This is a genomic window from Halobacterium sp. BOL4-2 (assembly GCF_016917835.2).
GTDB classification, from domain to species: Archaea; Halobacteriota; Halobacteria; order Halobacteriales; family Halobacteriaceae; genus Halobacterium; species Halobacterium salinarum.
Genome location: NZ_CP070332.2, coordinates 1,729,642 through 1,752,591 on the forward strand (window position 1 = coordinate 1,729,642; position 22,950 = coordinate 1,752,591).

The window sequence follows — 22,950 nt, forward strand, 5'->3', positions numbered from 1 at the left end:
GAAGTACTTAACAGCGTCGAAGCTGTCGGCGGGTTGATTCGGTGCCACGTCGCCGGCGAACGCGGACTGTCGTCGAGTGCCGTGGGAAAAGCTTTCACTGTGGGCGGTCTGGCACCCAGTATGGACCAGCAATCCCGCGGTGACGGGCCAGCCGCGAACGGAGCCCATCTCTCCGAGACGAGCGAGTCGGTGAAGACCAACTGGGAGCGAACGCTGCAGGACATCGAGGCGATGGCCGCCGACCGCGAGGAAAACGGGTTCACGACCTGCACCATCACCGCGGGGAGTACGGCGCCGGTCCCACCGGCGGAGGGGGCCGACGACGAGTTCGGGTTGACGTTCATCGTCTCGAAGGCCGACGGCGAGACGTTCGAATCCCACTACGACAGCGCCGAGTTCACCGAGACGGCCGTCTACCAGCGGACACAGGAGGGCCACGTCTACGTCGTCGTCGAGCAGCTCGACATGGACGCCGAGGTCGTGGTGTTTCTCGCGGGGACGTTCCGGATGCGGGACGCCACCGATCTGGTGCGGGCGGCGACCGACCGTGAGGAGATGCACACGCGCGTAAAAGCGATCGATCACACCGAGTACGGTGCGTTCACACACGACGACGTGTCGGCGTTCTTCCCGGAGCCGGCGGCGTACTACGCGTACGACCGCCAGCCCTGAGGCCACTGCCGTGCCTACATGTTGACGAACAGGTAGACGCCGACCGCCACCAGCAGCGCGTAGAACACCATGCCGATGGTGCTACCGCCGGAGATCGCGCGCGTCAGGCTCGCCACGGAAACGTACGCGACGAACACGCCGACGAACTTCCGCAGAACCCAGCTGATGACGAACCGCGGTGCGGACGCCGTATTCGTGGTCATATGTGTACAATCAACACCGACCACATAAACCATGCGAAATCCGGGATGAGCGCCGTCACGGGCTCGCAACGGAGATTCCCAACACGAACTCCATGAACGCCGACACCGCGAGCACGACCAGGCCGGTCACGAGCAGCTTCCAGTTGCGGCTGATGCGGTCGGGATGTCGCAGCGGCTGGCTGTCCAGCGGGGGAATGGTCTGGATCCAGCGCTCGACGCTGGTCTGGGACTGCGAACTCACCGACACGAGCTCGTCCTTGTGGGGGGCTGCGGGCGCGGGCCGCACAGCCATGAAACCGAGACCCGAAAGCAGGACGCCGACCACGAAGAGCGCGAACTTCGCCGTCACGAGCGACGCCCCCAGCAGAGTGGTGGCGGCGAGCGTGGTGGCGACGAGCGCACCCGACACGAGCCCTGCCGAATAAACCAGGTCGATCAGTCGAAGCGCGCGCTCGTGCATGACAGTGGTTACTCGTGGGACCGGTCGGCGAGCGTGTCGGCGACCGAGTCGTACTCCGAATCGTGGCGGTGGCAGTAGCTCAGCCGGCCGGCGTCACTGACCTGGTGCATGTCGGGGCGCTCGGTGTCACAGACGCCGCCGAACTCCCGTGTGAGGGCGTCGTGTGCCTCGGTTGGACGGCCGTCTTTGACTGCTTCGATGGCGGTGTCAACGGTGTCAGTGATTCCCGCTGGGAGGTCGACGTCCGCGAACAGGTCGTCGGCGGCCTCCTCGATGTCGTCGTACTTCGAGAACGTGCCCAAGCGGCGTTTCACGCGGTCACGAACCCCCATCTGGTCGCGGGTGCGCTCACGCACGACCTCGCGGAACTGCTCGATGCGACTCCACGTGTCGTCGTCGATGTCGGCGTACGCCTCGGGCCGGATCTTCGCCGGGCACCGGGTGCTGAACTGACACCCCGCCGGCGGGTTGCGGGGACTGGGCGGGGCACCGGGAAGCGTGATTCGGTTCCGGTCGATGGTGGGGTCGGGCCGTGGGATCGCGGACAACAACGACCGCGTGTAGGGGTTTTTCGCGTCGGCGTACAGCTCCTCCGTCTCGCCGATCTCCATGATCTTGCCGAGGTACATGACTGCGACGCGGTCGCAGATATGACGCACGACCGAGAGGTCGTGGGCGATGAACAGGTACGTGAGCCCGAACTCGTCTTGGAGGTCCTCCAGGAGGTTGAGGATCTTCGCCTGCACGGAGGCGTCGAGCGCGCTCACCGGTTCGTCGAGGACCATGAACTCCGGCTCCAAGGCGAGTGCGCGTGCGATGCCGATGCGCTGGCGTTGCCCGCCGGAGAACTGGTGGGGATACCGGTAGTAGTGGTCGGCCTGGAGGCCGACCGAGGACAACAGCTCCTTGACGCGGTCCCGGCGCTCGGCGGGTGAGTTCCAGTCGTGGGCGTCCAGGGGCTCGCGCACGATCTCACCGATGGTCATGCGGTCGTTGAGGCTTGAATCCGGGTCCTGGAAGACGATCTGGGCGTTCTTGCGCCACTGCTTGAGATCGCTGCCGGTGAGCTTCGTGATGTCCCGGCCGTCGAAGGAGACGGTGCCCTCGGTCGCGGTTTCGAGCTGGATGAGCGTGCGCCCCAGGGTCGTCTTCCCGGAGCCGGACTCACCCACCAGCCCGAGGGTTTCGCCCTCCTGGATCTCGAAGTTCACGCCGTCGACGGCCTTGACCGGCGGGCCGCTGAACCGGCCGCCGTCGCCGTAGTGTTTTTTGAGGTCGGTGACCTCCACGAGTGGCTGGCTGTGCTGGTCGGCGTCCGCGGTCGACTGGATCGATTGCTGGCTCATTCCTGGGCACCTCCTTGCGTGTCGGCGGGGGCCTGCGAGCGGTGGTGTTCGACGCGCTCGGTGCGCGATTTCCCCTCGGGGTACAGCAGGCACGCCGTCGAGTGGTCGTGGGTGTCGGACACCGAGACGTGTGTCGGATGAACCTCGGTGCAGTCCTCGAACGCCTTGGGACACCGGGGGGCGAACCGGCAGTCGGTCGCGGGCTGGTTGGGCGTTGGCACGTCGCCCTCGATGGTGTTGAGCCGCTCGTCGTCGACGCTCGTTCCCGGGATGGCGTCCAACAGGCCCTGCGTGTACGGATGTTTGGGGTTTGCGAACAGCTCTTCGACCGGTGCCTTCTCGACGAACTCGCCGGCGTACATCACGTTGACGCGGTCGCTGATCTCCGCGATGACGCCCATGTCGTGGGTGATAAAGAGGATCGCCAGGTCACGCTCGGCCTGGATGTCCTGGAGGAGTTCGACGATCTGGGCCTGAATCGTCACGTCGAGGGCGGTCGTGGGTTCGTCGCAGATGAGCACGTCGGGGTCGCACGCGAGCATCATCGCGATCACTGCGCGCTGTCGCATCCCCCCGGAGAACTCGTTGGGGTACTCGTCGAGTCGCCGCTCGGGGTCGGGGATCGCGACGTCTTCGAGCAGGTCGATGGCGACGTCAGTGGCCTCCTGGCCGGTGATCCCGCGGTTGATCCGGAGGGCCTCCCGGATCTGGTTGCCCACCGTGTAGACGGGGTTCAGGGATTTCAGCGGGTCCTGGAAGATCATGCCGACGCCGCTCCCGCGGACCTCCTGGTACTGGTCGGCGCTGAGCTCCGTGAGCTCGGTGCCGTCGAAGACGATCGAGGACTCCGGGAGGACTTCGCCCGGCGCGTCGACCAGCCCCATGATCGACCGCGCAGTGACGCTTTTCCCGGAGCCGGATTCGCCGACGATCCCGAGCGTTTCGCCGGGCGAAATCGACAGCGAGATCCCGTCAACGGCGCGGATGTGTTCGTGGTCCGTCCGGAAGACCGTCTGTAGGTTCCGGATGGACAGGATCGATTCGTCCCGCGAGTCGTCGTCGGCTGTCGGTGTCGTGGATTGCATCTATGCACCACCTCCGGTGGCCGCAGCTTCTTCCTCGGAGCCGCCTTCGCTCTCGGGGTCGATCGCGTCACGGATGCCGTCCCCGAGCGCGTTCGCTCCGGTGACCAAGACGACGATGATCAGGCCGGGAATGAGGGCGATGTGCCACGACGCCGACGACACGTAGGGCTGCCCCTGGGAGATGGCGCGGCCCCACGCGGGCGTCGGCGGCGTGATCCCGAGTCCGTTGCCGAGGAACGACAGGGACGCCATCGCGATGACGATGCCGCCCACGGTCATGGACGCGTAGATCAACAGATACCCCAGCACGTACGGCAGCATGTGTTTTCGCATCGTGACCGTGGGTTGCTGGCCGAAGCTCTTCGCGGCGTCAACCCACTCTTCTTCGGCGACCTGCAACGCCGGGCCACGGAGCGAACGCCACAGGACCGGCCACGTCGTCAGCCCGAACACCAGCGCTAACAGCAGCCCGCCGTTGAACACGGACTTGAGCCAGTGGTCCTGGAACACGACACTGACCATGATCAACAACAACAGCTGGGGGATCGAGACGATCCCGTCGGCGAGCGTCAGCACGGAGAGGTCCACCGTCCCCCCGTAGTACGACGACACCAACGCCAGCAGCGCGGCGATGAACCCCGCCATCCCGATGGCGATACCCGTCACCATCAGCGTGGTTTCGGCACCACCCATCATATACGTGAACAGGTCACGGCCGTTGGGGAGCGTGCCGAACGGATGGAACCGCCCGTAGTCGTCGTACGTCATGACACCCACGTTCTGTGCGGGGTTGCCCTTCGATTTCGAGTTGAAGTTCGCTTCCCCGGCGGGGATCGTCTCCACGGCGCCGGTGTCGGCCGAGACGTACTGGACCTCGTTGCCGTACGAGGCGGTGATGTTCTGCTGAACCGTCGAGGGCGCAAGCGTCGTTCCGAACAGCGACATCGTGAGGAACAACACCAGGACGACGATCCCGAACTTCCCCCAGGAGTGGTTGCGGAGCCGATTGACCATGTCGTCGCGGGGCGTCCAGCCGGCTCTGCGGTAGTGGGTGCGGAACGTGAGCCAGCCGCGGTACAGCCAGTAGAAGGTGAACAGCGAGTACGCGAGTGTCAACGCCATCCGGATCGCCCACGCGGCGGCGGGCGACAGTCCCAAAAACGGCCCGGTCCAGGCGTTGTACGACAATCCCAGGAACGACCGCACGGTCGAGGGGTCGTTGTACCCCTGGTTGGGAATGACATCGCGGCTGAGAAGCGTCGGGAGGCTCTGTGCCGTCGACCGAACGCCCTCGATGAACGTGCTGAGCGCCAGTTGGACGTCAACGACTCGGCCGGCCAACGCCGGTGAAACCAGTCCGACGATGACATCGATGAGACCAGTGACACCCATGACGAGGGCGTCAACGAGCGTGAGGATTCCGCCCGTAAGAGCACCCAGCTCCAGTACGACCAGCACTGCAGCGACGACACCCCATCGGAGGGCCGGCTGGGGGTTGGTGCGGATGCGGGTCCAGAGACCGTCGGTGCTGCGGCGTGTGGTGTCTCGTGTGTCGTCTGCGTGAGTGGTGTTTGCGGCCATTGTGTTACTCGGTCGTGTCTGACAGCGTGATTCGCGGATCGATGTACGTGTACAGCACGTCCTGGAGGAGGTTGAACAGGATCTGCATGAGGATGAAGATGAACACCAGCGACATCATCACCGGGATGTCGGAGTTGAACGCGGCGCGGATGAAGAGGTTCCCGATCCCGTTGATGCTGAAGACCTTCTCGACGAGAACGGAGCCGCCGATGAGCAAGTAGAACTCGCCCATGATGACCGGGAGCAGCGGAATGACCGCGTTTCGGCCGATGTGTTTCACGATGATGCGTCGCGGGGAGACGCCTTTGGCTTTCGCGGTGTCGACGTATTCGGACCGGAGGCTTTCGAGGACGGCAGTCCGGCCGATGCGGACTTCGTTACCCATCGATGAGGACCCGAGAACGAGCGCCGCCGGCAGGATCCACTTGAACGCTTCGGCCATCGGGCCGAGGTTCGGAACGGGGATCCAGAAGAACTCCAAGACGGGCACGCCGACGAACGGGTCGATCCCCGAGAACAGGTGTTGGAGCGCGTTCGAGGTGCCGACAACGTCGGTTTCGATGATGAGATCACGGTATCCGGAAAGCACACCGCCGGCGGTGATCAGCCCGGACAGCATCACTGCCAGCCAGAAGTTCGGCATCGCACGCCAAACGATTCCCCCGAAGGAGGCCGCGTAATCGCTCCACGAGTTGGAGTTGAGGCCCGCGTACAGGCCGACCGGAATGCCGACGAAAAGCGCAACCAGCACCGACCAGAAGCCGAGCCAGATGGTTGCGGGCAGGCGGCTGACGATCATGGCGGCCACGGGCTGGTTTCGGGCGATCGCCCAGGACGTCCCGAAGTCGAACGTCACCATGTTGACGAGGAAGTTCTTGTACTGCACCCACAGTGGAACGAGGCTGCCGTTGGGGTATCGGATCCCCAGGGAGATCTCCAGGTTGCGGGCGGCGGTTGGGGTTGCGTCCTTCCCGAGGATGGCGAGGACGGGATCGATCGGCCCCAGGTACAGGATCAGGAAGGTGAGTGTGAGACCGAACAGGAGGACCGGGACACCGAGAAGTAACCGCTTCGCGATGTATAGTGGTCGGTTCATTGTGTATCACCACGGACTGTTGTTTCGGCGGCGTACATAGTTGATATCCGCTAGGGTGTCGCAAGCGTGCGGATGTGACTCAAGGGTTGAATTAGGTAATAAAAAAAGGTTCGATTTACTGACTCAGCCGGTTACTCGCCCTGGTAATGGTTGTTGTACCCCTCCTGGCCGTCACTGAACAGCTGTGGCGGCTGCAGGTGGAAGGCACCGACGCCACGGCCCTTGAACACGTCCGAGACGAACTGCTCGCGGTTGATCACGTACGCCATCGCCTTGCGCACCGGCTTCGGGACCTTGGTCATGTTGAAGCCGACGTAGTACGTGTCGATCGTCGAAACCGACGAGGAGTTCACCGTCTTGTCGTTCTCCATGGGGCCGTAGGTGCCGAGCTTGCGGCCACCGGGGAGCGTCTCACCGCTGGAGTGCAGTGATGGATCGTATTTCGAGGTCGGGATGCCGGTGGAGTCGGCGTTCTCGTTCAGGAAGTAGTTGTATCGTGCCGTGTCGTCCGAGATGATGGCGTCGTCGATGCCGTCGATCGCCGGCGCGCCGTCGTGGTAGTCCTCGAAGGCATCCGCGGAGTACGACCCGCCGTTGCCGGAGTCCCACTCCACGAACGTGAACGGACCGGTGCCGACCGGGTTCGACGCGGAGAACTCCGGGTACGGCATGTCGCCCTCGTAGCCCTCGATGTCACCGACGATCCCCTCCGGAACCACGGAGAACGCACCGTACGTTAGCACGTCAAGGGCGTACGGGAACGGCGATTCGAGTGTGAGACGAACCGTGTAGTCGTCGACAGCTTCGACGCCGGTGGCGCGTTTGACTGCGCCGTTCTCGTCGACCTCGTGTTCGATGGCCAGCGTGGAGATGGCGAACGACTGGTTGGTGGAGTTCGTCGACTCCGCCAGCCGACGGATCGAGTACACGACGTCGGCGGCGGTCATCTCGCCGTAGTCGCCGTGGAACTGCACGCCCTCCTTGAGCGTGAGCGTGTACTCGGAGAGGTCGTCGTTGGTCTCGTAGTCGGTGATGAGGAGGTTCGAGATCTCCGTCCGACCGTTCTTGTAGTTGGTCGGCGCGTCGAACAGGTCCATCACCTTGGCCCCGCTTGCGGTGTTGCCCGAGGCGACCGGGTCCAGAGAGTTGAACGTGGACGAAATGCCGCTCAACCGGTCTTTCCCGTCGATGCCGGCGACAGCATTGTTCGTCTTCTGTTTCGAGGAGTCCATCGCGCCGGGTGGGTTGTAGTCGAGCCGGTCGTACCAGAAGGATTGGGCGAGGTTGTGGTACACCGGAATGAGCGCAGCCGACTCCCAGATCCCTTCTTCCATGTTGGTTGCGGCGTCCTTCCGAGTTTGGATCGCGTCCTCTGATTGGCCGGGGTTGCTGACGAGCCGCTCGTACTGTTCGGTCATGAACTCCCGAACGCCGGGATCGGAGTTGGCGTCCTCCTTCCAGTAGAGGCGTGCGCCGTTGGCCGCGGTTTCGCCGCCGTAGACCGTGTTGTCCGGCTGAACGAGCTGCATGAAGTTCCGCGGCCGCGGGTAGTCGGCAACCCATCCGAGGGTGAACGCCTCGTGCTCGCCCTGCTTGGTGGTTTCAAGCAGCGACGAGAAGTTGGCGTCGTTGATCGTCATTTCGATGTGGGCCTGTTCGAGCCGGGCGCGGATGGTGTTCGCCATCTCCTTCCACGTCGGGCTCTGGTACTGGAGCCAGTTGAGCTCGTACTTGTTGTCGGGGCCGTAGCCGGCCTCCTCCATGACCTTGCGCGCTTCCGCGACTTTCGTCTCGTCGATCCCGTAGGGGTATTTGTCGAAGTCGGGCTGGTAGTCGGTGCTTTCGCCGGTGGTCGTTGGCGTGTCAGTCGGCTCGCTGCCGCCGCTGCCATCGGCGTCGCTGGTGCTGTCGCTGCAGCCAGCGACGGTGGCAGTGAGGGCTGCCGCGCCCGTGGCTTTCAGGAACCGACGACGACTCGTGTTGGACATGCCGTCACCTGTCATGGTCATAGGTGACAATAGCATGTACTTAAGCTCTTCGTCAAGTCCGCGCGATCGTGGTCGGTGTAACGCGACCGGCGCGTGGAAACTGCGTGCACGCGTACGCATACCGAGAGTGGCGATACCAGCGGCCGACACGACAGCTTCGTGATTAGTTTACGCGCTGTCTCGTGTTGTGCGTGCGCGCCGTGCGTCGACGTGGCGGTCGCCGCGGTCGGCCTGCGGTGGCTCCGTGGATCGTCAGCGTAGACCCGTGAGTCGGTGACGCAAGCTGTCGTAGCCTACAAATGGGTGGGGCAAGTACGACGCCCACATGAACGTCGCTGACGCGATGACACCCCGGGACGACGTGGTGACGGTCGAGCTGCCCGGGACGCGGGACGACATCCTCGAATACCTACAGGAGCGGGCGTTCTCCGCGGTGCCCGTGGTGAAGGCAAGCGAGGACGGCGAGCGGTATCGCGGACTTATCTCCCGGGACGACCTGATCGAGCGCCCCGAGGAGGACCAGTTGGCGTTGCTGATGCGGGACGTACCGACGACCACCCAGGACACGACGGTCCCGGAGGTGGCGTCGCTGATGGTGGACTCCGGGACGCGACGCGTGCCGGTCGTCGAGGACGAGCGCCTGGAGGGCATCGTCACGGTGACCGACGTGGTGCGTGCGATCGCCGACGGGCAGGCCGACGGCGACACCGACGTCGGGGGGCTCGCGCGCCGCGACATCAACACGACCTACGAGGGCGCGCCGCTGACGGTCGCCGAGCGCAGCATCTCGTACGCCAACGTGCCGTACTCGGTGGTGCTCGGGGAGACCGGCGACATGGCGGGGATGGTGACCGAGGTCGACATCATCGACGTGGCGCGCGTCGTCGAGGGCGAGGACAAGACCGGTGATTCGATGGCCGCCGACGACGACGACTGGAAGTGGGAGTCGATCAAGGCCGTCGGCAGCCGGTATCTGCCGACGCGGAACGTCCAGATCCCGGCCGAACCGGTGCGGGAGTTCATGACCAGCGACGTCGTGACCGTGACCGGCAAGCGGACCTCCAGGGACGCCGCCCAGACCATGCTCGACACGGACATCGAGCAGCTCCCACTGATGTCGGGCGACGAGCTCACCGGTATCGTACGCGACGTTGACCTGCTGGCTGCGCTCACCGATGAGTGAGACGGTGAGCGAGCTCGCGCGACGGCGCGGGTTCTTCTTCCAGGCGAGCGAGGCGTACGGGGGCGCGGCGGGGTTTTACACGTACGGCCCGGAGGGCGCGGCGCTGAAGCGCAACATCGAGGACGCGTGGCGCGACCGCTTTGTCACCCGCGAGGGGAACATGGAGATCGATTCGCCGACGGTGACGCCGGAGCCGGTGTTCCAGGCGTCCGGCCATCTCGACGACTTCGACGACATGCTTGTGGAGTGTCCGGACTGCGGGGAGAGCCACCGCGCCGACCACGTCATCGAGGACAACACCGACGTCGAGGACGCCGAATCCATGCCGACCGACGAGGTCGAGGCGCTCATCGCCGACCACGAGTTGGTGTGTCCGGCGTGTGGCGGCCCGCTGGCCGGCCAGTCGGTGACCGGCTTCAATCTGATGTTCGACACGACCATCGGTCCCGGCGACGGCGACCCGGGGTATCTGCGCCCGGAGACCGCCCAGGGGATGTTCACGGAGTTCCCGCGGCTCAAGGAGTACGCCCGCAACCAGTTGCCGTTCGGCGTCGCCCAGGTCGGCACGGGGTATCGCAACGAGATCAGCCCGCGCAACGCCCTGTTGCGGACCCGGGAGTTCACCATGGCGGAGCTGGAGTTCTTCGTGGACCCCGCCGACGACGGCCCCGCCCTCGACCGGGTTGCCGACGTGGAGTTGCCGCTGTACCCGGTCGACGCACAGCAGGCAGCCGGCGAGGAGTACCTGCGGCTGACGCCCCAGGAGGCCCTCGCCGAGGGCGTGGTGGGCGGCGAGTGGGTGGCGTATTTCCTCGCGCGCTCCAAGCAGTGGTTCGAGCGCGTCGGCGTGGACATGGACCGGTTCCGGTTCCGTCAACACCTCCCCGGCGAGCTGGCGCATTACGCGTCGGACTGCTGGGACGCCGAGGGTGAGGTCGACGGCGACTGGGTGGAGTTGGAGGGCGTGGCGTCACGGACCGACTACGACCTCTCGAAGCACGACGAGCACGCCGACGACAGCTTCACCGTGTTCCAGGCGTACGACGAGCCCAAGACCGTCGAACGCGCGAGCGTCGACCCCGAGATGTCGTATTTGGGGCCGGAGTTCGGCGGGGCTGCGGGCGACGTGGCCGACGCGCTGGCGGCGCTGGCGGCCCGTGACCGGGCGGCCTTCGACGGCGACGAGGTCACGGTGGACGTCGACGGCGAGGCGTACACCGTGCCCACCGAGCGGACCGGCTTCGAGGTCGCCGAGGAGACCGAGTCGGGCCGCCACATCATCCCCCACGTGGTGGAGCCGGCGTTCGGGATCGGGCGGGCGGTGTACACGGCGCTGGCGCACTCCTATGAGGCCGACGAGGTCGACGGCGAACCACGGGACGTGTTGCGGCTGCCCGCCGAGGTCGCGCCGACGACGGTGGGGGTGTTCCCGCTGATGGACAAGGACGGCCTGGGCGAGCGCGCCCGGGAGATCGCGGCGGAGCTGCGGGCGGCCGGGCTGGCGGTGACCTACGACGACTCGGGGAACATCGGGCGGCGGTACCGCCGCCAGGACGAGGTCGGCACCCCGTACTGCGTCACGGTTGATTACGAAGCCCTCGAAGAGGGCGCGGTGACGCTGCGGGATCGGGACACCACAACACAGGTTCGCGTGCCGATCGCGGAGGTGGCGGAGACGCTGGTCGGGCTTCGAGACGGCGAGTTGCGTTTCGAAGCGCTGTGAGCGAACTCCGCCGGCGGCTCGTGCACGCCAGTGGCGCGGTCATTCCGGCGGGGTTTCTCGGTGGCGTCGTGTCGTGGCGGGTCGTACAGGGGTTGTTCGTGGTGGGCGCAGCCATTGCGGTCGTGTTGGAGCTGCTGCGGCTGTCCGGGCGCGTGAGCTGGCGGGTGTACGACGCGCTCACGCGAGAGTACGAGCAGGACAACCCCGCGGGGTACGCGCTGTACATGCTCGCGGGGGCGGCGACGGTGGTGGTGTTTCCCGCGAGCGTGGCGGTGCCGGCGGTGTTGATGTTGTCGATCGGCGATCCGGTCAGTGGGTTGTTGTCGGGGAGCGGCACGGGGCTCAAGCAGGGGTGGGTGTTGTTGGCGACGTTCGGGGTGTGTCTGGGGATCGCGAGCCTGCTTGCGGTGCCGCTGTCTGCTGGGGTGGCGGGTGCGGTGACCGCGACGCTGGCCGACGGCACGACACCGGTCGTTCGCGGGTACGTCATCGACGACAACGCCTCGATCCCGCTGGGGTCGGCGGCCGCGATGTGGCTGGTGGCGGCTGTCTGAGCGCGGGACGCGAACGCTTAACCGAGCGACCGACGTACTCGTGGGCGAATGTCGGAGGAGATGGGGTACGTCGACCATCCGATGCTTGCTGATGGTGTGATCGAGGCGCGCCAGTACCAACTCCAGTTGGCGGCGGCGGCCCGACAGGGGCACACGCTGGTGTGTCTGCCGACGGGGCTGGGGAAGACGACGGTGAGCCTGCTGGTGACGGCGTATCGGTTGGCCGACGACGCGGGCGGGACGGCACTGCTGTTGGCACCGACGAAGCCGCTGGTCGAACAGCACGCCGGCTTCTACCGGGAGGCGCTGGCGGTTCCCGACGACGACGTGGTGGTGTTCACGGGGGAGACGCGACCGGACGACCGGCGTGCGGCGTGGACCGACGCCAGGGTCGTGGTCGCCACCCCGCAGGTCGTCGAGAACGACCTCGTGGGCGGCCGCATCGACATGGACGACGTGGTGCATTGCACGTTCGACGAGTGCCACCGGGCGACCGGTGATTACGCGTACACGTACGTTGCCGAGCGGTATCACGCCGATGCGGCCGCTCCGCTGGTGACCGCGATGTCCGCGTCGCCGGGCGGCACCGAGGCGGAGATCCGGACGGTGTGTGAGAACCTCGGCGTGGGGAACGTGGAGGTGATGACCGAGGACGACGCCGATGTCGGCGAGCACACCCACGACACCGACGTGCAGTGGGAGCGCGTCACGCTCCCCGAGGAGATCCTGGAGATCCGGGACGCGATCAACGATGTGATCGAGGATCGCCTGGCGAAACTCCGGGAGATCGGCGTGACGAAGGCGTCCAGTCCGGACATCAGCCAGAAAGACCTCAACGAGATCCGGGGGCGGCTCCAGCAGCTCATCGACGACGACGACAGCGACGGCTACCAGGGGATGAGCGTGCACGCCGAGGTGATGAAGCTCAAGCGCGCCGTCGAGCTCGTCGAGACCCAGAGCGTGGAGTCGGTGCGGCGGTATTTCGAGCGCCAGCGCAACGCCGCGAACACCGCCGGGGCGTCGAAGGCCAGCCAGCGGCTGGTGAGCGAGCCGGCGGTCAAGCGGGCGATGCGGACCGCCAGGGAGTTCGACGGCCTGCATCCGAAGTTCCGGCAGGCCAGGATGTTGCTGGCGGAGACGCTGGGCATCGAGGACGGGGACCGGGTCATCGTGTTCACGGAGTCGAGGGACACCGCCGAGGCGCTGACGGCGTTTCTCGGCGAGCATTTCGACACCCGGCGGTTCGTCGGGCAGGGGGATGCCGACGGCAGCGACGGGATGACCCAGACCGAGCAGCGCGAGACGCTGGCCGAGTTCCGGAGCGGTGACTTCGAGGTGTTGGTGTCGACGAGCGTCGCCGAGGAGGGGTTGGACGTGCCGGAGGTCGATCTCGTGTTGTTCTTCGAGCCGGTGCCGACGGCGATCCGCTCGGTTCAGCGGAAGGGCCGAACCGGCCGCCAGACGGCCGGCCGGGTCGTGGTGTTGCTGGCGGAGGACACCCGCGACGAGGCGTATTTCTGGATTTCGCGCCGCCGCGAGCAGGAGATGACCGAGGAACTGCAGTCGCTGAAGGGGCGTGCCGACGAGTTGGAGACCGAGCTCGGTGGGGGCGGCGCACAACAGGCCTTAGACGAGTTCGGGGACGCCGAGGCGGCCGGCGAGGAGCCGGCGGCACCGGCTCCCGAGGACGTGTCCGACGGCGAGGACACCGAGGGCGTGGCGGCGCGTGTAGACGGTGCCGGCGAGGCGGTCGAGGTGGTGGTGGATCAGCGCGAGCTGGATTCGACGATCGCGCGCGAGCTCTCGAAGCGCGACGGCGTGGAGACGCGCCTGGAGACGCTCGCGGTGGGGGATTACGTGGTGTCGGATCGCGTGGCGGTCGAGCGCAAGTCCCACAGTGATTTCATGGACACGCTGCTGGGGAGCGAGCGCTCCATCTTCGAGCAGGCCAAGGAGCTTGCGCGCCAGTACACGCGGCCCGTGCTGGTGGTCGAGGGCGACGGCGACCTCTACGCCGAGCGGAACGTGCACCCGAACGCGGTTCGGTCGGCGATGGCGTCGCTGGCGGTTGATTGGGGGCTGAGCGTCATGCACACGAACGGCGAGGATGACACCACGGAGATGATCGAGACCATCGCCGAGCGCGAGCAGACCACCAACGACCGCGCGGTGAGCGCGCACGGCGAGAAAGCTGCGAAGACGCAGGGCGAGCAACAGGAGTACGTGGTGTCGTCGATCACCGACGTGGGGCCGGTGACAGCGCGCTCGCTGCTTGACACGTTCGGGAGCGTGGAGGCGGTGATGACAGCCAGCGAGGACGAGCTCACGGCGGCCGATGGCGTCGGGGCAGTGACCGCCGAGCGGATACGCGGGGTCGTTGGGACCGAGTATCAGCCGGAGTGAGCGCGGGCAGAATATCGTTTCGTTGAGAGGTCTGTGTGGCGGCTGTGTTCGGTGAATCGCCGGTGGGGCGCGCTCAGCCGCGGTTCGGCGTGCTGGGCGATCAACCCCGGTCGTTGGATCGGCGCAGCCGTTTCTCACGACTCGTCGTGTGGGCATACTGAGCTATCATGGGAAACATATATACCACATGTATTGTATGTGTGTGCCATGGCAAATAGAGACAACCATGCGAGACCATCACGACCAAACACGGATCAGTCCACCAGCGAGGCACACTCGCGGCGGCGGGTGCTGAAAGCGCTCGGCGCGACCGGGGTTGCGGCGGGCGTCGCGGGCTGTCTGGGCGGCGGCAACGACGACTCGGCGGCGACCGCGACCAGCGAGGAGACGTCGTCGCCGGACACCGAGACGCTGCAACCCGAAAACATCCCGCGGGGAGGGACGTTCAAGGTGGCAACGACGTCGACGACGAACGGCCTGAACGCGTTCCGGATCGGTGACGGAGAGACCTCCGCTCGCGTCGAGGCAGTGATGGATGCGGGGTTCTCGCGGACCGGGGAGGCGTACGAGGACATCCTGCCGCTGTGGTTCGAGGACTTCTCGGTGTCCGAGCCCGTCGACCAGATCGAGATCACGCTCCGGGACAACCTCGAATACGGCAACGGCTACGGGGAGTTGACCGCCGACGACTACCTCTGGAACGTCAACAACCTCTGGCGGCCGGACTGGACGGCGTTCACCTACAGTCACCTGTTCAACGTCGGGGCTGACAACACCCCGATCACGTTCGAGAAAGTCGACAAGTACACGATCCGAGAGACGATCCCGGAGCCGCGACCGTTTTTCGCGTACAACGAACCCCTCGGCGGGATGTTCCCGATCCCGAAAGCGCTCGCGAAGCCGTACGTCGAGGCCGAGGACGCCGACGGCCTCGAACAGGACGAGGAGGTGATGCGGGCTGCGTTCAACGGCAACCTCGGGCCGTGGGATCTCAAGCGCTGGTCCCAGCAGTCGGTCATGGCCTTCGAGCGGGCTGAGGACTACTACCTCCGGAAGTGGGCGAAACGCGACGATCGCGTGCCCGAGGTGATGGCGAACGCGCCGTATTTCGATGAGTACCACGTGCAGTACTTCAACAAAGCGAGTACGGCTCGTGAAGCGCTGAAAGGCGGGGAGATAGACCGAGTGAGTATCCCCTCCACGGACGTCCCGGAGTTCCGCGACCAGGGCGGTATCGAGCTGTATAAGAACCCGTACCGGTCGTGGTCCGGGTATCTGGGGATCAACCACCGTGCGAACGGCTGGACGCAGCTCCGGAACAAGAAGGTCCGGCACGCGATGGCGCACATCTATCACAACGAGTTCATCGTCGAGAACATCCTCAACGGGCGGGCCGGCGTCCAGAACACGCTCCATCCGACCTGGGGGCCGTACGCGACCGAGAACCTCACGACGTTCTCGGGGTCGCTGGACGAAGCGCGCCGCCTCCTCAAGGAGGGCACCTCGAACGACTACGGGTACAGCGGCGACACCTTCGTTGGACCGGACGGCAACCAAGTCGAGTTGACTATCGTCTACAAGTCCGGGCAGACCGACGACCTGCGGGCGGCCTACCTGAAAAAGCGCCTCGGGAAGGTCGGCATCAAGCTGAACCAGGAAACGACGTCGTGGCCGAACCTGATGAGTAACTACTTCAAAACGACGGAGACGGCACCAGGCTTCTCGGGGGAGCCCGGATACGGCGACGAGAACAGGCAGCCGTCCGACTACAACCGCGGCCCACAGGACGAAGCGGTGTCGGCCCAGCCGTGGGACTTCATGCTCACACTCGGCTTCGACTATGGACCGAACACGCCCGCCCAGACGATCACGAACCTCTTCGGCACCGAACAGTCGTTCAACTCCTACGGCTATGCGCCGGACAGAGACCTCGCCGGAATGCGTGATGCGGCCCAGACGGCTGCGAGTCGCGACGCCGCGAAGGCGAAGATCACGGAGATGCTGGAGTACCTCTCCGAGGAGCGGCCGGTGATCTTCGAGTACAACCCGTACAACTTCTACGCGTACAACGACAGCGTCGGGAACATTCCGGACAGCCCCGCAAACGACTACTACGTCGAAGAGCGGTATTCGGAGATGTACTTCTCCGACGGAGCCAGCGGCCGCTAAGCCACCAGTTCAGAGGGATCACAACTATGAAATGGTACATCGTGAAACGCGTGCTCTGGACGTTCGTGGTGATGTGGATCGCGTTGACCCTGACGTTCGGGCTGCTCGTCGCGTCGCCGGACACCGGACAGACGAAGTCGGTGATGAGTTGTTCGGCGTCGGGCGGCGACGCACAGCAGTGCAGAGAACAGTACCGTGAACGGCAGAACCTGGACAAACCCATCACCGAGCGGTACGTCAACTACGTGACGAACATGGCGACGCTGAACTGGGGGTGGTCCGAATCCCGGTCGCAGTCGGTGATGGCGGCGATCTCGGAGGCGTGGCCGTACACCGCCCAGTACGCCATTCCCGTGCTCGTGGTGTCGACGATACTCGGGTACGGACTGGGCCTGTATTCGGCGTACAAGCCGTACACGAAGGCGGACTACCTGGGATCGTTCGTCGGGTTTTTCGGCATCAGTATTCCGAACTTCTGGTTCGCGCTCGTGCTCATCATCCTGTTAGGAACGCACTTCGAGTTCATCTCGACGTACTACCAGAGCGGCATCCCGATAAACCAGGGGTGGGCCTCGATGGCGAACATCACGCAGCTCCTGATACCGAGTTTCGTCCTGCTCACGGCCTCGCTGGCGTGGCAGATGCGGTACTCTCGGGCGCAGGCCATCGAGCAGATGAACCAGGAGTTCGTGAAAGTCGCGAAGGCGAAGGGGGCCAGCCAGTGGCGGCTCATGATACACCACGTCTTCCGGATGGCCGCGGTGCCGCTGACGACGAGTTTCGTCAGCAGCCTGCTGGCCATCTTCTGGTCGGGGTCGGTCATCATCGAGCAGATCTTCTCCATTCCCGGGCTGGGGTTGATGACGTTCACCGCGATCACCGAGCAGGACACGACGCTCGTGCTCGCAACCACGATGATCACCGTCTTCCTGGCGATCATCGGGAACCTCATCGAGGACGTGTCGTACACCATCCTCGACCCACGGATCGACTACGGTGATCGGTAGTATGGCCGCCGAAGACGCCGACACCGCTACCTTCGAGGACATCGACTGGGACGCCCAGGGGATCTCGACGCTAGGTGTCTCACGGGCCGGGCTGGCGGAGCTGCTGTCGTATCTGGGCCTGATCGTGGCGTTCGTCTACGACTACACGTGGAACACTGGGCCGCTGGTGTTTCGCTGGGACGTGTTGAGCGTGGAGTGGCTGTTCATCGGGACGCTCATCGCCATCGTCTTCCACGCGGTGATTCCGCTCTCCCAGAAGCCGCGGCTGCGGGCGTTCTACTGGCAGCGGTTCAAGAAGAATCAGGTCGCCGTGGTGGCGCTGGGCTGGCTGGCGGTCATGTTCGTCGTGGGGGTCCTCGGGCCGCTGCTCATCGACCCGCCGACGACCCAGTTCACCAACCAGAGCGTGCCGCCGGTTGGCATGAGCACGACCGTCGGTGGCGTCGTGAAAACCGGCACCTGGCAGTACCCACTGGGAACGTCCGCGAAAGGCCAGGGCATCCTCACGCTCGTGGTGTACGGGATGCGCGTGAGCATGGAGGTCGGGCTCATCGCGACCATCTTCTCGGTCATCATCGGGTCGGCGGTCGGTGCCGTCGCGGCGTTCGCGACGTCGGTCGGCCGCGGCCGGGTCGACGAGCTGCTGATGCGGTACGTCGACGTGCAGTCGGTGTTCCCGGATTTCATGCTGTTGTTGTTGTTGACGTACTTGTTCGGGAGCGAGCTGTGGATGATCATCCTCCTGTTCGGGTTCTTCAGTTGGGAGGGGATCGCTCGAACCGTGCGCGGGGAGGCGTTGCAGCGCGCCTCCGAGGAGTACATCACGGCCGCCGAAGCCTCGGGTGCGAACATGCTCTACATCGTGCGCCAACATCTCATTCCGAACTCGGCGAACAGCATCATCATCAGCGCGACGGTCGGGATTCCGGGGTTCATTCTCGGCGAGGCGTCACTGGCGTTTCTCGGGTTCAGCGATCCGACCACGTACTCGTGGGGGCGGACCATCGCCACCGGGCAGGTGAACCTCGCCAGCGCGTGGTGGATCGCGACGATCCCCGGCGTGTTCCTGTTCCTGACGGTGCTGTCGTTCTACTACGTCGGGGAGTCGTTGCGTGACGCCATGGACCCCCGCCAGGAGGTCGACGGAGGTGGGGGGCTGTGAGCGAGCCGTTGCTCTCGGTGTCGGACCTGGAGACGCAGTTCCACACCGACGCCGGCACGGTGTTTGCGGTGGACGGGGTGAGCTTCGACGTCGACCACGGGGAGACCGTGGCGATCGTCGGGGAGAGCGGCAGCGGGAAGACGGTCACGAGTGAGTCCATCACGTCGATTCTCGACACGCCGCCGGGGGAGATCGTCGGCGGGACGATCACCTTCGATGGGATGGACCTCACGACGCTCTCGGAGACGGCACTCCAGGACGTGCGCGGGAAGCGCATCAGCCACATCTTCCAGAACCCACAGAACGGCCTGAACCCGGTGTATACGGTTGGCCGCCAGATCGGGGAGGCGATCCGGATCCACGACCACGGCGACCCCGAGGTGCCGGTTCAACGGCAGGTCGTCGACCTGCTGGATAAGACCGGGATTCCGGAGGCGAGCGCGCGCGTCGACGACTATCCACACGAGTTCTCCGGCGGGATGAAACAGCGCGTGCTCATCGCGATGGCGCTGGCCTGTGATCCCGACCTGCTCATCGCCGACGAGCCCACGACGGCCCTCGACGTCACCATCCAGGGCCAGATCCTGCGGTTGCTCGAAGACCTCCAGGCCGAACACGACATGGGGATCATCTTCGTCACCCACGACCTGGGGGTGGTCTCGGAGATCGCGGATCGCGTCGTCGTGATGTACGCCGGGAAGGTCATGGAGACCGGGACCGTCGAGGACATCTTCCGGAACCCATCGCATCCGTACACGCGGGCGTTGATGGACTGTCTGCCGGGGCGTGGCGGGTCGATGGATCGGATCGAGGGGTCGCTGCCCGACGTCACGGACCCGCCGGCAGGGTGTCGGTTCTCGCCGCGCTGTGAGCACGCCACCGAGGCGTGTCGGAGCGGCGACCAGCCGCCGTTGTGGGGCGTCGACGACGGCGACACCCACGAGGCGTCGTGTGTCTACTACGACGCCGAGCACGACGAGGGGGAACTGGCCGACGGCGAGGACGCGACTGGAGGACACCAATGAGCAAGCAGATCGTGAACACGGATTCGAACGCCACGGAATCGTTGATGCGAGTGGACGGCCTCAAGAAGCATTACCCGATCACGGAGGGCGTACTGCGGACGGAGGTCGGACGGGTTCGCGCGGTGGACGGGGTGTCGTTCGAGGTGCGGGCGGGCGAAACCCTGGGGATCGTGGGGGAGTCGGGGTGTGGGAAGTCGACGGTGGCGGAGTCCGTGCTCCGGCTCACGGACCCGACCGCCGGCAGCGTCTACTTCGACGGGGAAGACGTCACCGCGTACGACGACACGGCGTTGAAGCGGTTCCGGCGGGAGGCCCAGATGATCTTCCAGAACCCGGATTCGAGCTTCGACCCGCGGATGACCACCGGCGAGTCGGTCGCCGAGCCGCTCAAGATCCACGGCGTGGGGCCACGCAGCCGGCGCTTGGAGATCGCGCGGGATCTCCTCGAACGCGTTGGAATGAGCGGTGAGGACGCCGCCCGGTATCCTCACGAGCTGTCCGGCGGCCAGAAGCAGCGGGTTGCGCTCGCCCGGGCGCTGGTGGTCAACCCGCGACTCATCGTCGCCGACGAGCCGGTGTCGGCGCTCGACGTGAGCGTGCAGGCGGAGGTGTTGACGCTGCTGAACGACATCCAGGCGGAGTTCAACCTGGGGGTGCTGTTCATCAGCCACGACATGGGGGTGGTGCGCGAGGTGTGCGATCGGGTTGCGGTGATGTACCTGGGTGAGATCGTGGAAATGGGGCGGACCGAGGACGTGTTCAACGACCCCGAACACCCCTACACGCGGGCGCTGCTTCGGTCGATTCCGACGGTCGGGGTGGAGTCCCGGGGGACCGATGCGGGGCTTCGTGGGGAGGTCCCGCCGCCGTCCGATCCGCCGACGGGCTGTAACTTCCACACGCGGTGTCCGGAGGTGATCCAGCCCGACGGCTACGACTTCGAGCAGGCACATTGGCGCGGCGTGATGAACCTCCGGGTTGCGGTGGAGCGCCACGGCGTCGACGTTGCGGGGCTTCGGGCGTTCGTCGGCGTGGAGGACGGCGCGTCGGTGTCGCCGGCGGACGCTGACGCGATGAAGGCGGAGCTGCGCCGCGAGCACGACATCCCCGAGACGCTCACCGATCCGTCGGCGGAGGCCACCCTGGAGGCGGCGCTGGACGACATCGTGCGCGGCGACGTCGAGGACGGGCGGGCGGTGCTCGCCGAGGAGTTCGAGACCGTCTGCGAAGGGGAGTCGCCGCCGTTGGACGAGGATGGGACGGGACGGCCAACCGCATGCCACCGCGACGGCGCGGCGGCACCAGGAGGGGACGACTAGGGCCGGAGGGTGTCGAGGGCGGCGGCGGCTTCGTGAGCCGCTTCGAGGTATTCGCGGGCGGTTCGGGGGTCGTCGGCGTCGCTCGCGCGGCGCGCGAGCGCGGCGATGGTGGATTCGAGTTCCTCAGTGGCTGGGGTTGTGGGTTCGGCGGTGGGTGCGTGTTCGGGGCGGTCGCGGGCGGCAGCCGTCGGGACGTCGTCGGTTGCAGCGGCCGTGCTGGAGGAGGTGTCGGGCGTCGTGGGTGGCGAGGACGGTGGCGTTGCCTGTGGGTCCGCGGGGGGTGAGCGGTCGGGCGCGGACTGCGTCGTGGCAGTGGGTTCGTCGTCGTTGTCGTCGTGTTGGCACGTCGGGCAGAACGTCTCGCCGTCGTGCCGGAACAGGGGGGTGCCACAGCGGTCGCAGTGGTCGTTGGTCATGGTTGCGCCCTGCAGGAGGAGGTCGCTCATGCGTGCGGTTTCCTCGCGGTCCTGTTGGTCTGCGTTGTATTTCTCGCGGAGTTCCTCGCGGGCGGCTTCCTTGTCGAAGCCGTCGTCGGTGTTGCTCATGGGTGGCGTATCGGTCGGGAGCGTCGAAAAGGCTGCGGGCGATGACCGACACCACCTGTATTCGATGCGTGTCGAACCATGATTCGGTGGTTGTCGGGCTTTCGGGCGGTGTTCGTGGCATCACGCCGGGGGTATCGAAGCGCTTAACGGATTCGCCGGTGGTGAATTACGTGATATGACGAAAGTCAGCATTGTGGGTGCGGCCGGAACGGTTGGTGCTGCCGCAGGCTACAACCTCGCGCTCCGCGACGTGGTCGACGAACTCGTGTTCGTGGACATCCCCGACAAGGAAGAGGAGACCATCGGCCAGGCGGCCGACGCCAATCACGGCGTCGCCTACGACGCCAACACCGACGTCGTGCAGGGCGATTACGCGGACACCGCCGGCTCCGACGTGGTCGTCATCACGGCCGGCATCCCCCGCCAGCCCGGCCAGAGCCGCACGGACCTCGCGGGCGACAACGCGCCCATCATGGAGGACATCGGCTCGTCGCTGGCCGAACACAACGACGACTTCGTGACCGTCACCACGTCGAACCCCGTTGACCTCCTGAACCGCCACCTCTACGAGAGCGGCGACCGCGACCGCCACTCGGTCGTCGGGTTCGGCGGCCGCCTGGACAGCGCGCGCTTCCGGTACGTCCTGGGGCAGCGCTTCGATGTCCCCGTCCAGAACGTCGACGCGACCATCCTCGGCGAGCACGGCGACGCCCAGGTGCCCGTGTTCTCGAAGGTACGCGTCAACGGCACCGATCCCGCGTTCAGCGCCGACGAGCGCGAGGAGATCCTCGCGGACCTCCAGGAGTCGGCGATGAACGTCATCGAGAAGAAGGGCGCGACACAGTGGGGGCCGGCGACCGGCGTCGCCCACATGGTCGAAGCCATCCTCAACGACACCGGCGAAGTGCTGCCCGGGTCGATGGTGCTCGACGGCGAGTACGGCCTCGACGACGTGGGCCTGGGCGTCCCGGTGAAGCTCGGCTCCGACGGCGTCGAAGAGGTCGTCGAGTGGGAGCTCACGGCCGACGAGCGCGACCTCCTGGACGAGGCCGCCGGGAAGCTCTCCGCGCAGTACGACGAGATCGCGTAACGCCCGACTCCGGCTGATTCTGTGGTCAGGGGACGACTTGCTCGCCGTCGTCGTCGTAGACGGTGATGGCGTCGACCGGACAGGTGCGGGCCGCGAACTTCGCGTCCAGTTCGTCGCCGTCGGGTACGTCGACGGCGAACACGTCGTCCCCGATCGCGTCGCCGTCGACGAGCACCGCCTTCCCGGCGTCCGTGTCTTCGTCGAAGCCGTCGCTCCATTCCGCGACACACTGGAACATCCCGATGCAGGTGTCCCGGTCGAATTCGACTCGCATACCCGGACGTGGACGCGGCGGGTGTATATTCCTGCCGGGGCCGGCCCGACAGTTTAAACCACGGG

The 22,950-nt window shown here is 65.8% G+C and carries 20 protein-coding genes; 11 read left to right on the forward strand and 9 right to left on the reverse strand.

Translation table 11 applies throughout. The features are described from left to right. Positions 1 to 120 precede the first annotated feature (120 nt). Positions 121 to 672 (forward strand): hypothetical protein, encoded by a 552-nt coding sequence (locus JRZ79_RS22450; protein WP_136361633.1) that lies wholly within the window; start codon positions 121 to 123, stop codon positions 670 to 672. Between the two features lie 14 nt (positions 673 to 686). On the opposite strand, the gene JRZ79_RS22455 is transcribed toward JRZ79_RS22450, so the two are convergent. From JRZ79_RS22455 to JRZ79_RS22485, 7 genes are all read right to left on the reverse strand, one after another. After that, positions 687 to 875 (reverse strand): hypothetical protein, encoded by a 189-nt coding sequence (locus JRZ79_RS22455; RefSeq protein ID WP_227970891.1) that lies wholly within the window; start codon positions 873 to 875, stop codon positions 687 to 689. A gap of 55 nt (positions 876 to 930) precedes the next feature. Beyond that, complete coding sequence (locus JRZ79_RS22460; RefSeq protein ID WP_136361634.1) at positions 931 to 1,335, reverse strand: hypothetical protein; 405 nt, start codon at positions 1,333 to 1,335, stop codon at positions 931 to 933. An 8-nt stretch (positions 1,336 to 1,343) separates the two neighbouring features. Then, positions 1,344 to 2,681: an ABC transporter ATP-binding protein gene (locus JRZ79_RS22465; protein WP_010903750.1), complete on the reverse strand. Its 1,338-nt coding sequence runs from the start codon at positions 2,679 to 2,681 to the stop codon at positions 1,344 to 1,346. Then, positions 2,678 to 3,766 (reverse strand): ABC transporter ATP-binding protein, encoded by a 1,089-nt coding sequence (locus JRZ79_RS22470; protein WP_205251212.1) that lies wholly within the window; start codon positions 3,764 to 3,766, stop codon positions 2,678 to 2,680. The genes JRZ79_RS22465 and JRZ79_RS22470 overlap by 4 nt, the downstream gene beginning before the upstream one ends. After that, positions 3,767 to 5,347: an ABC transporter permease gene (locus JRZ79_RS22475; RefSeq protein WP_205251213.1), complete on the reverse strand. Its 1,581-nt coding sequence runs from the start codon at positions 5,345 to 5,347 to the stop codon at positions 3,767 to 3,769. It abuts the gene before it with no gap. 4 nt (positions 5,348 to 5,351) lie between these two features. Next, positions 5,352 to 6,443, reverse strand: coding sequence for an ABC transporter permease (locus JRZ79_RS22480; protein ID WP_205251214.1), 1,092 nt, complete (start codon positions 6,441 to 6,443; stop codon positions 5,352 to 5,354). 131 nt (positions 6,444 to 6,574) lie between these two features. Further along, positions 6,575 to 8,452: an ABC transporter substrate-binding protein gene (locus JRZ79_RS22485; RefSeq protein WP_345944590.1), complete on the reverse strand. Its 1,878-nt coding sequence runs from the start codon at positions 8,450 to 8,452 to the stop codon at positions 6,575 to 6,577. A gap of 304 nt (positions 8,453 to 8,756) precedes the next feature. Here JRZ79_RS22485 and JRZ79_RS22490 point away from each other — a divergent pair, with 304 nt between their 5' ends. The 9 genes from JRZ79_RS22490 to JRZ79_RS22530 all read left to right on the forward strand — a co-directional run bounded on the left by JRZ79_RS22490 (position 8,757) and on the right by JRZ79_RS22530 (position 20,976). After that, positions 8,757 to 9,614, forward strand: a complete 858-nt coding sequence (locus JRZ79_RS22490) for a CBS domain-containing protein (protein ID WP_205251216.1) — start codon at positions 8,757 to 8,759, stop codon at positions 9,612 to 9,614. Then, positions 9,607 to 11,337, forward strand: coding sequence for a glycine--tRNA ligase (gene glyS, locus JRZ79_RS22495; RefSeq protein WP_205251217.1), 1,731 nt, complete (start codon positions 9,607 to 9,609; stop codon positions 11,335 to 11,337). Before JRZ79_RS22490 ends, glyS begins: the two co-directional genes overlap by 8 nt. Beyond that, positions 11,334 to 11,891 carry a dolichol kinase gene (locus tag JRZ79_RS22500; RefSeq protein ID WP_012289491.1) on the forward strand — a complete coding sequence of 186 codons (558 nt, stop codon included), beginning with the start codon at positions 11,334 to 11,336 and terminating at the stop codon, positions 11,889 to 11,891. The genes glyS and JRZ79_RS22500 overlap by 4 nt, the downstream gene beginning before the upstream one ends. 48 nt (positions 11,892 to 11,939) lie before the next feature. Further along, complete coding sequence (locus JRZ79_RS22505) at positions 11,940 to 14,294, forward strand: DEAD/DEAH box helicase (RefSeq protein ID WP_205251218.1); 2,355 nt, start codon at positions 11,940 to 11,942, stop codon at positions 14,292 to 14,294. 207 nt (positions 14,295 to 14,501) lie between these two features. Then, positions 14,502 to 16,463, forward strand: coding sequence for an ABC transporter substrate-binding protein (locus tag JRZ79_RS22510; RefSeq protein WP_205251219.1), 1,962 nt, complete (start codon positions 14,502 to 14,504; stop codon positions 16,461 to 16,463). A 26-nt stretch (positions 16,464 to 16,489) separates the two neighbouring features. Continuing rightward, entirely contained in the window at positions 16,490 to 17,470 is a 981-nt protein-coding gene (locus JRZ79_RS22515; RefSeq protein WP_010903760.1) for an ABC transporter permease, read from the forward strand. A 1-nt stretch (position 17,471) separates the two neighbouring features. After that, a complete protein-coding gene (locus JRZ79_RS22520) occupies positions 17,472 to 18,632 on the forward strand; it encodes an ABC transporter permease (protein ID WP_205251220.1) in 1,161 nt (386 codons plus the stop codon). Then, positions 18,629 to 19,657, forward strand: a complete 1,029-nt coding sequence (locus tag JRZ79_RS22525; protein ID WP_012289492.1) for an ABC transporter ATP-binding protein — start codon at positions 18,629 to 18,631, stop codon at positions 19,655 to 19,657. The genes JRZ79_RS22520 and JRZ79_RS22525 overlap by 4 nt, the downstream gene beginning before the upstream one ends. Beyond that, on the forward strand, positions 19,654 to 20,976 hold the full coding sequence (locus JRZ79_RS22530) for an oligopeptide/dipeptide ABC transporter ATP-binding protein (protein ID WP_205251221.1): 1,323 nt from the start codon (positions 19,654 to 19,656) through the stop codon (positions 20,974 to 20,976). Before JRZ79_RS22525 ends, JRZ79_RS22530 begins: the two co-directional genes overlap by 4 nt. On the opposite strand, the gene JRZ79_RS22535 is transcribed toward JRZ79_RS22530, so the two are convergent. Further along, positions 20,973 to 21,521 carry an Sjogren's syndrome/scleroderma autoantigen 1 family protein gene (locus JRZ79_RS22535; RefSeq protein WP_136361643.1) on the reverse strand — a complete coding sequence of 183 codons (549 nt, stop codon included), beginning with the start codon at positions 21,519 to 21,521 and terminating at the stop codon, positions 20,973 to 20,975. The genes JRZ79_RS22530 and JRZ79_RS22535 overlap by 4 nt on opposite strands. A gap of 175 nt (positions 21,522 to 21,696) precedes the next feature. Between JRZ79_RS22535 and mdh the strand changes: the two genes are divergently transcribed. Next, positions 21,697 to 22,611 carry a malate dehydrogenase gene (mdh, locus tag JRZ79_RS22540; RefSeq protein ID WP_136361644.1) on the forward strand — a complete coding sequence of 305 codons (915 nt, stop codon included), beginning with the start codon at positions 21,697 to 21,699 and terminating at the stop codon, positions 22,609 to 22,611. Positions 22,612 to 22,636: 25 nt separating this feature from the next. Here mdh and JRZ79_RS22545 read toward each other — a convergent pair whose 3' ends face one another. Beyond that, positions 22,637 to 22,885: a ferredoxin gene (locus JRZ79_RS22545; protein WP_205251222.1), complete on the reverse strand. Its 249-nt coding sequence runs from the start codon at positions 22,883 to 22,885 to the stop codon at positions 22,637 to 22,639. Positions 22,886 to 22,950: the final 65 nt, after the last annotated feature.

Excerpts from the sequence above, each read along its gene's own strand:
- JRZ79_RS22545 (WP_205251222.1), bottom strand. The coding sequence starts at position 22,885 with ATGCGAGTCGAATTCGACCGGGACACCTGCATCGGGATGTTCCAGTGT.
- JRZ79_RS22470 (WP_205251212.1), bottom strand. The coding sequence starts at position 3,766 with ATGCAATCCACGACACCGACAGCCGACGACGACTCGCGGGACGAATCG.
- JRZ79_RS22510 (WP_205251219.1), top strand. The coding sequence starts at position 14,502 with ATGGCAAATAGAGACAACCATGCGAGACCATCACGACCAAACACGGAT.
- JRZ79_RS22465 (WP_010903750.1), bottom strand. The coding sequence starts at position 2,681 with ATGAGCCAGCAATCGATCCAGTCGACCGCGGACGCCGACCAGCACAGC.
- JRZ79_RS22460 (WP_136361634.1), bottom strand. The coding sequence starts at position 1,335 with ATGCACGAGCGCGCGCTTCGACTGATCGACCTGGTTTATTCGGCAGGG.
- JRZ79_RS22490 (WP_205251216.1), top strand. The coding sequence starts at position 8,757 with ATGAACGTCGCTGACGCGATGACACCCCGGGACGACGTGGTGACGGTC.
- mdh (WP_136361644.1), top strand. The coding sequence starts at position 21,697 with ATGACGAAAGTCAGCATTGTGGGTGCGGCCGGAACGGTTGGTGCTGCC.
- JRZ79_RS22480 (WP_205251214.1), bottom strand. The coding sequence starts at position 6,443 with ATGAACCGACCACTATACATCGCGAAGCGGTTACTTCTCGGTGTCCCG.
- JRZ79_RS22450 (WP_136361633.1), top strand. The coding sequence starts at position 121 with ATGGACCAGCAATCCCGCGGTGACGGGCCAGCCGCGAACGGAGCCCAT.
- JRZ79_RS22535 (WP_136361643.1), bottom strand. The coding sequence starts at position 21,521 with ATGAGCAACACCGACGACGGCTTCGACAAGGAAGCCGCCCGCGAGGAA.
- JRZ79_RS22515 (WP_010903760.1), top strand. The coding sequence starts at position 16,490 with ATGAAATGGTACATCGTGAAACGCGTGCTCTGGACGTTCGTGGTGATG.
- JRZ79_RS22455 (WP_227970891.1), bottom strand. The coding sequence starts at position 875 with ATGACCACGAATACGGCGTCCGCACCGCGGTTCGTCATCAGCTGGGTT.
- JRZ79_RS22485 (WP_345944590.1), bottom strand. The coding sequence starts at position 8,452 with ATGACCATGACAGGTGACGGCATGTCCAACACGAGTCGTCGTCGGTTC.
- JRZ79_RS22520 (WP_205251220.1), top strand. The coding sequence starts at position 17,472 with ATGGCCGCCGAAGACGCCGACACCGCTACCTTCGAGGACATCGACTGG.
- JRZ79_RS22505 (WP_205251218.1), top strand. The coding sequence starts at position 11,940 with ATGTCGGAGGAGATGGGGTACGTCGACCATCCGATGCTTGCTGATGGT.
- JRZ79_RS22530 (WP_205251221.1), top strand. The coding sequence starts at position 19,654 with ATGAGCAAGCAGATCGTGAACACGGATTCGAACGCCACGGAATCGTTG.
- JRZ79_RS22475 (WP_205251213.1), bottom strand. The coding sequence starts at position 5,347 with ATGGCCGCAAACACCACTCACGCAGACGACACACGAGACACCACACGC.
- glyS (WP_205251217.1), top strand. The coding sequence starts at position 9,607 with ATGAGTGAGACGGTGAGCGAGCTCGCGCGACGGCGCGGGTTCTTCTTC.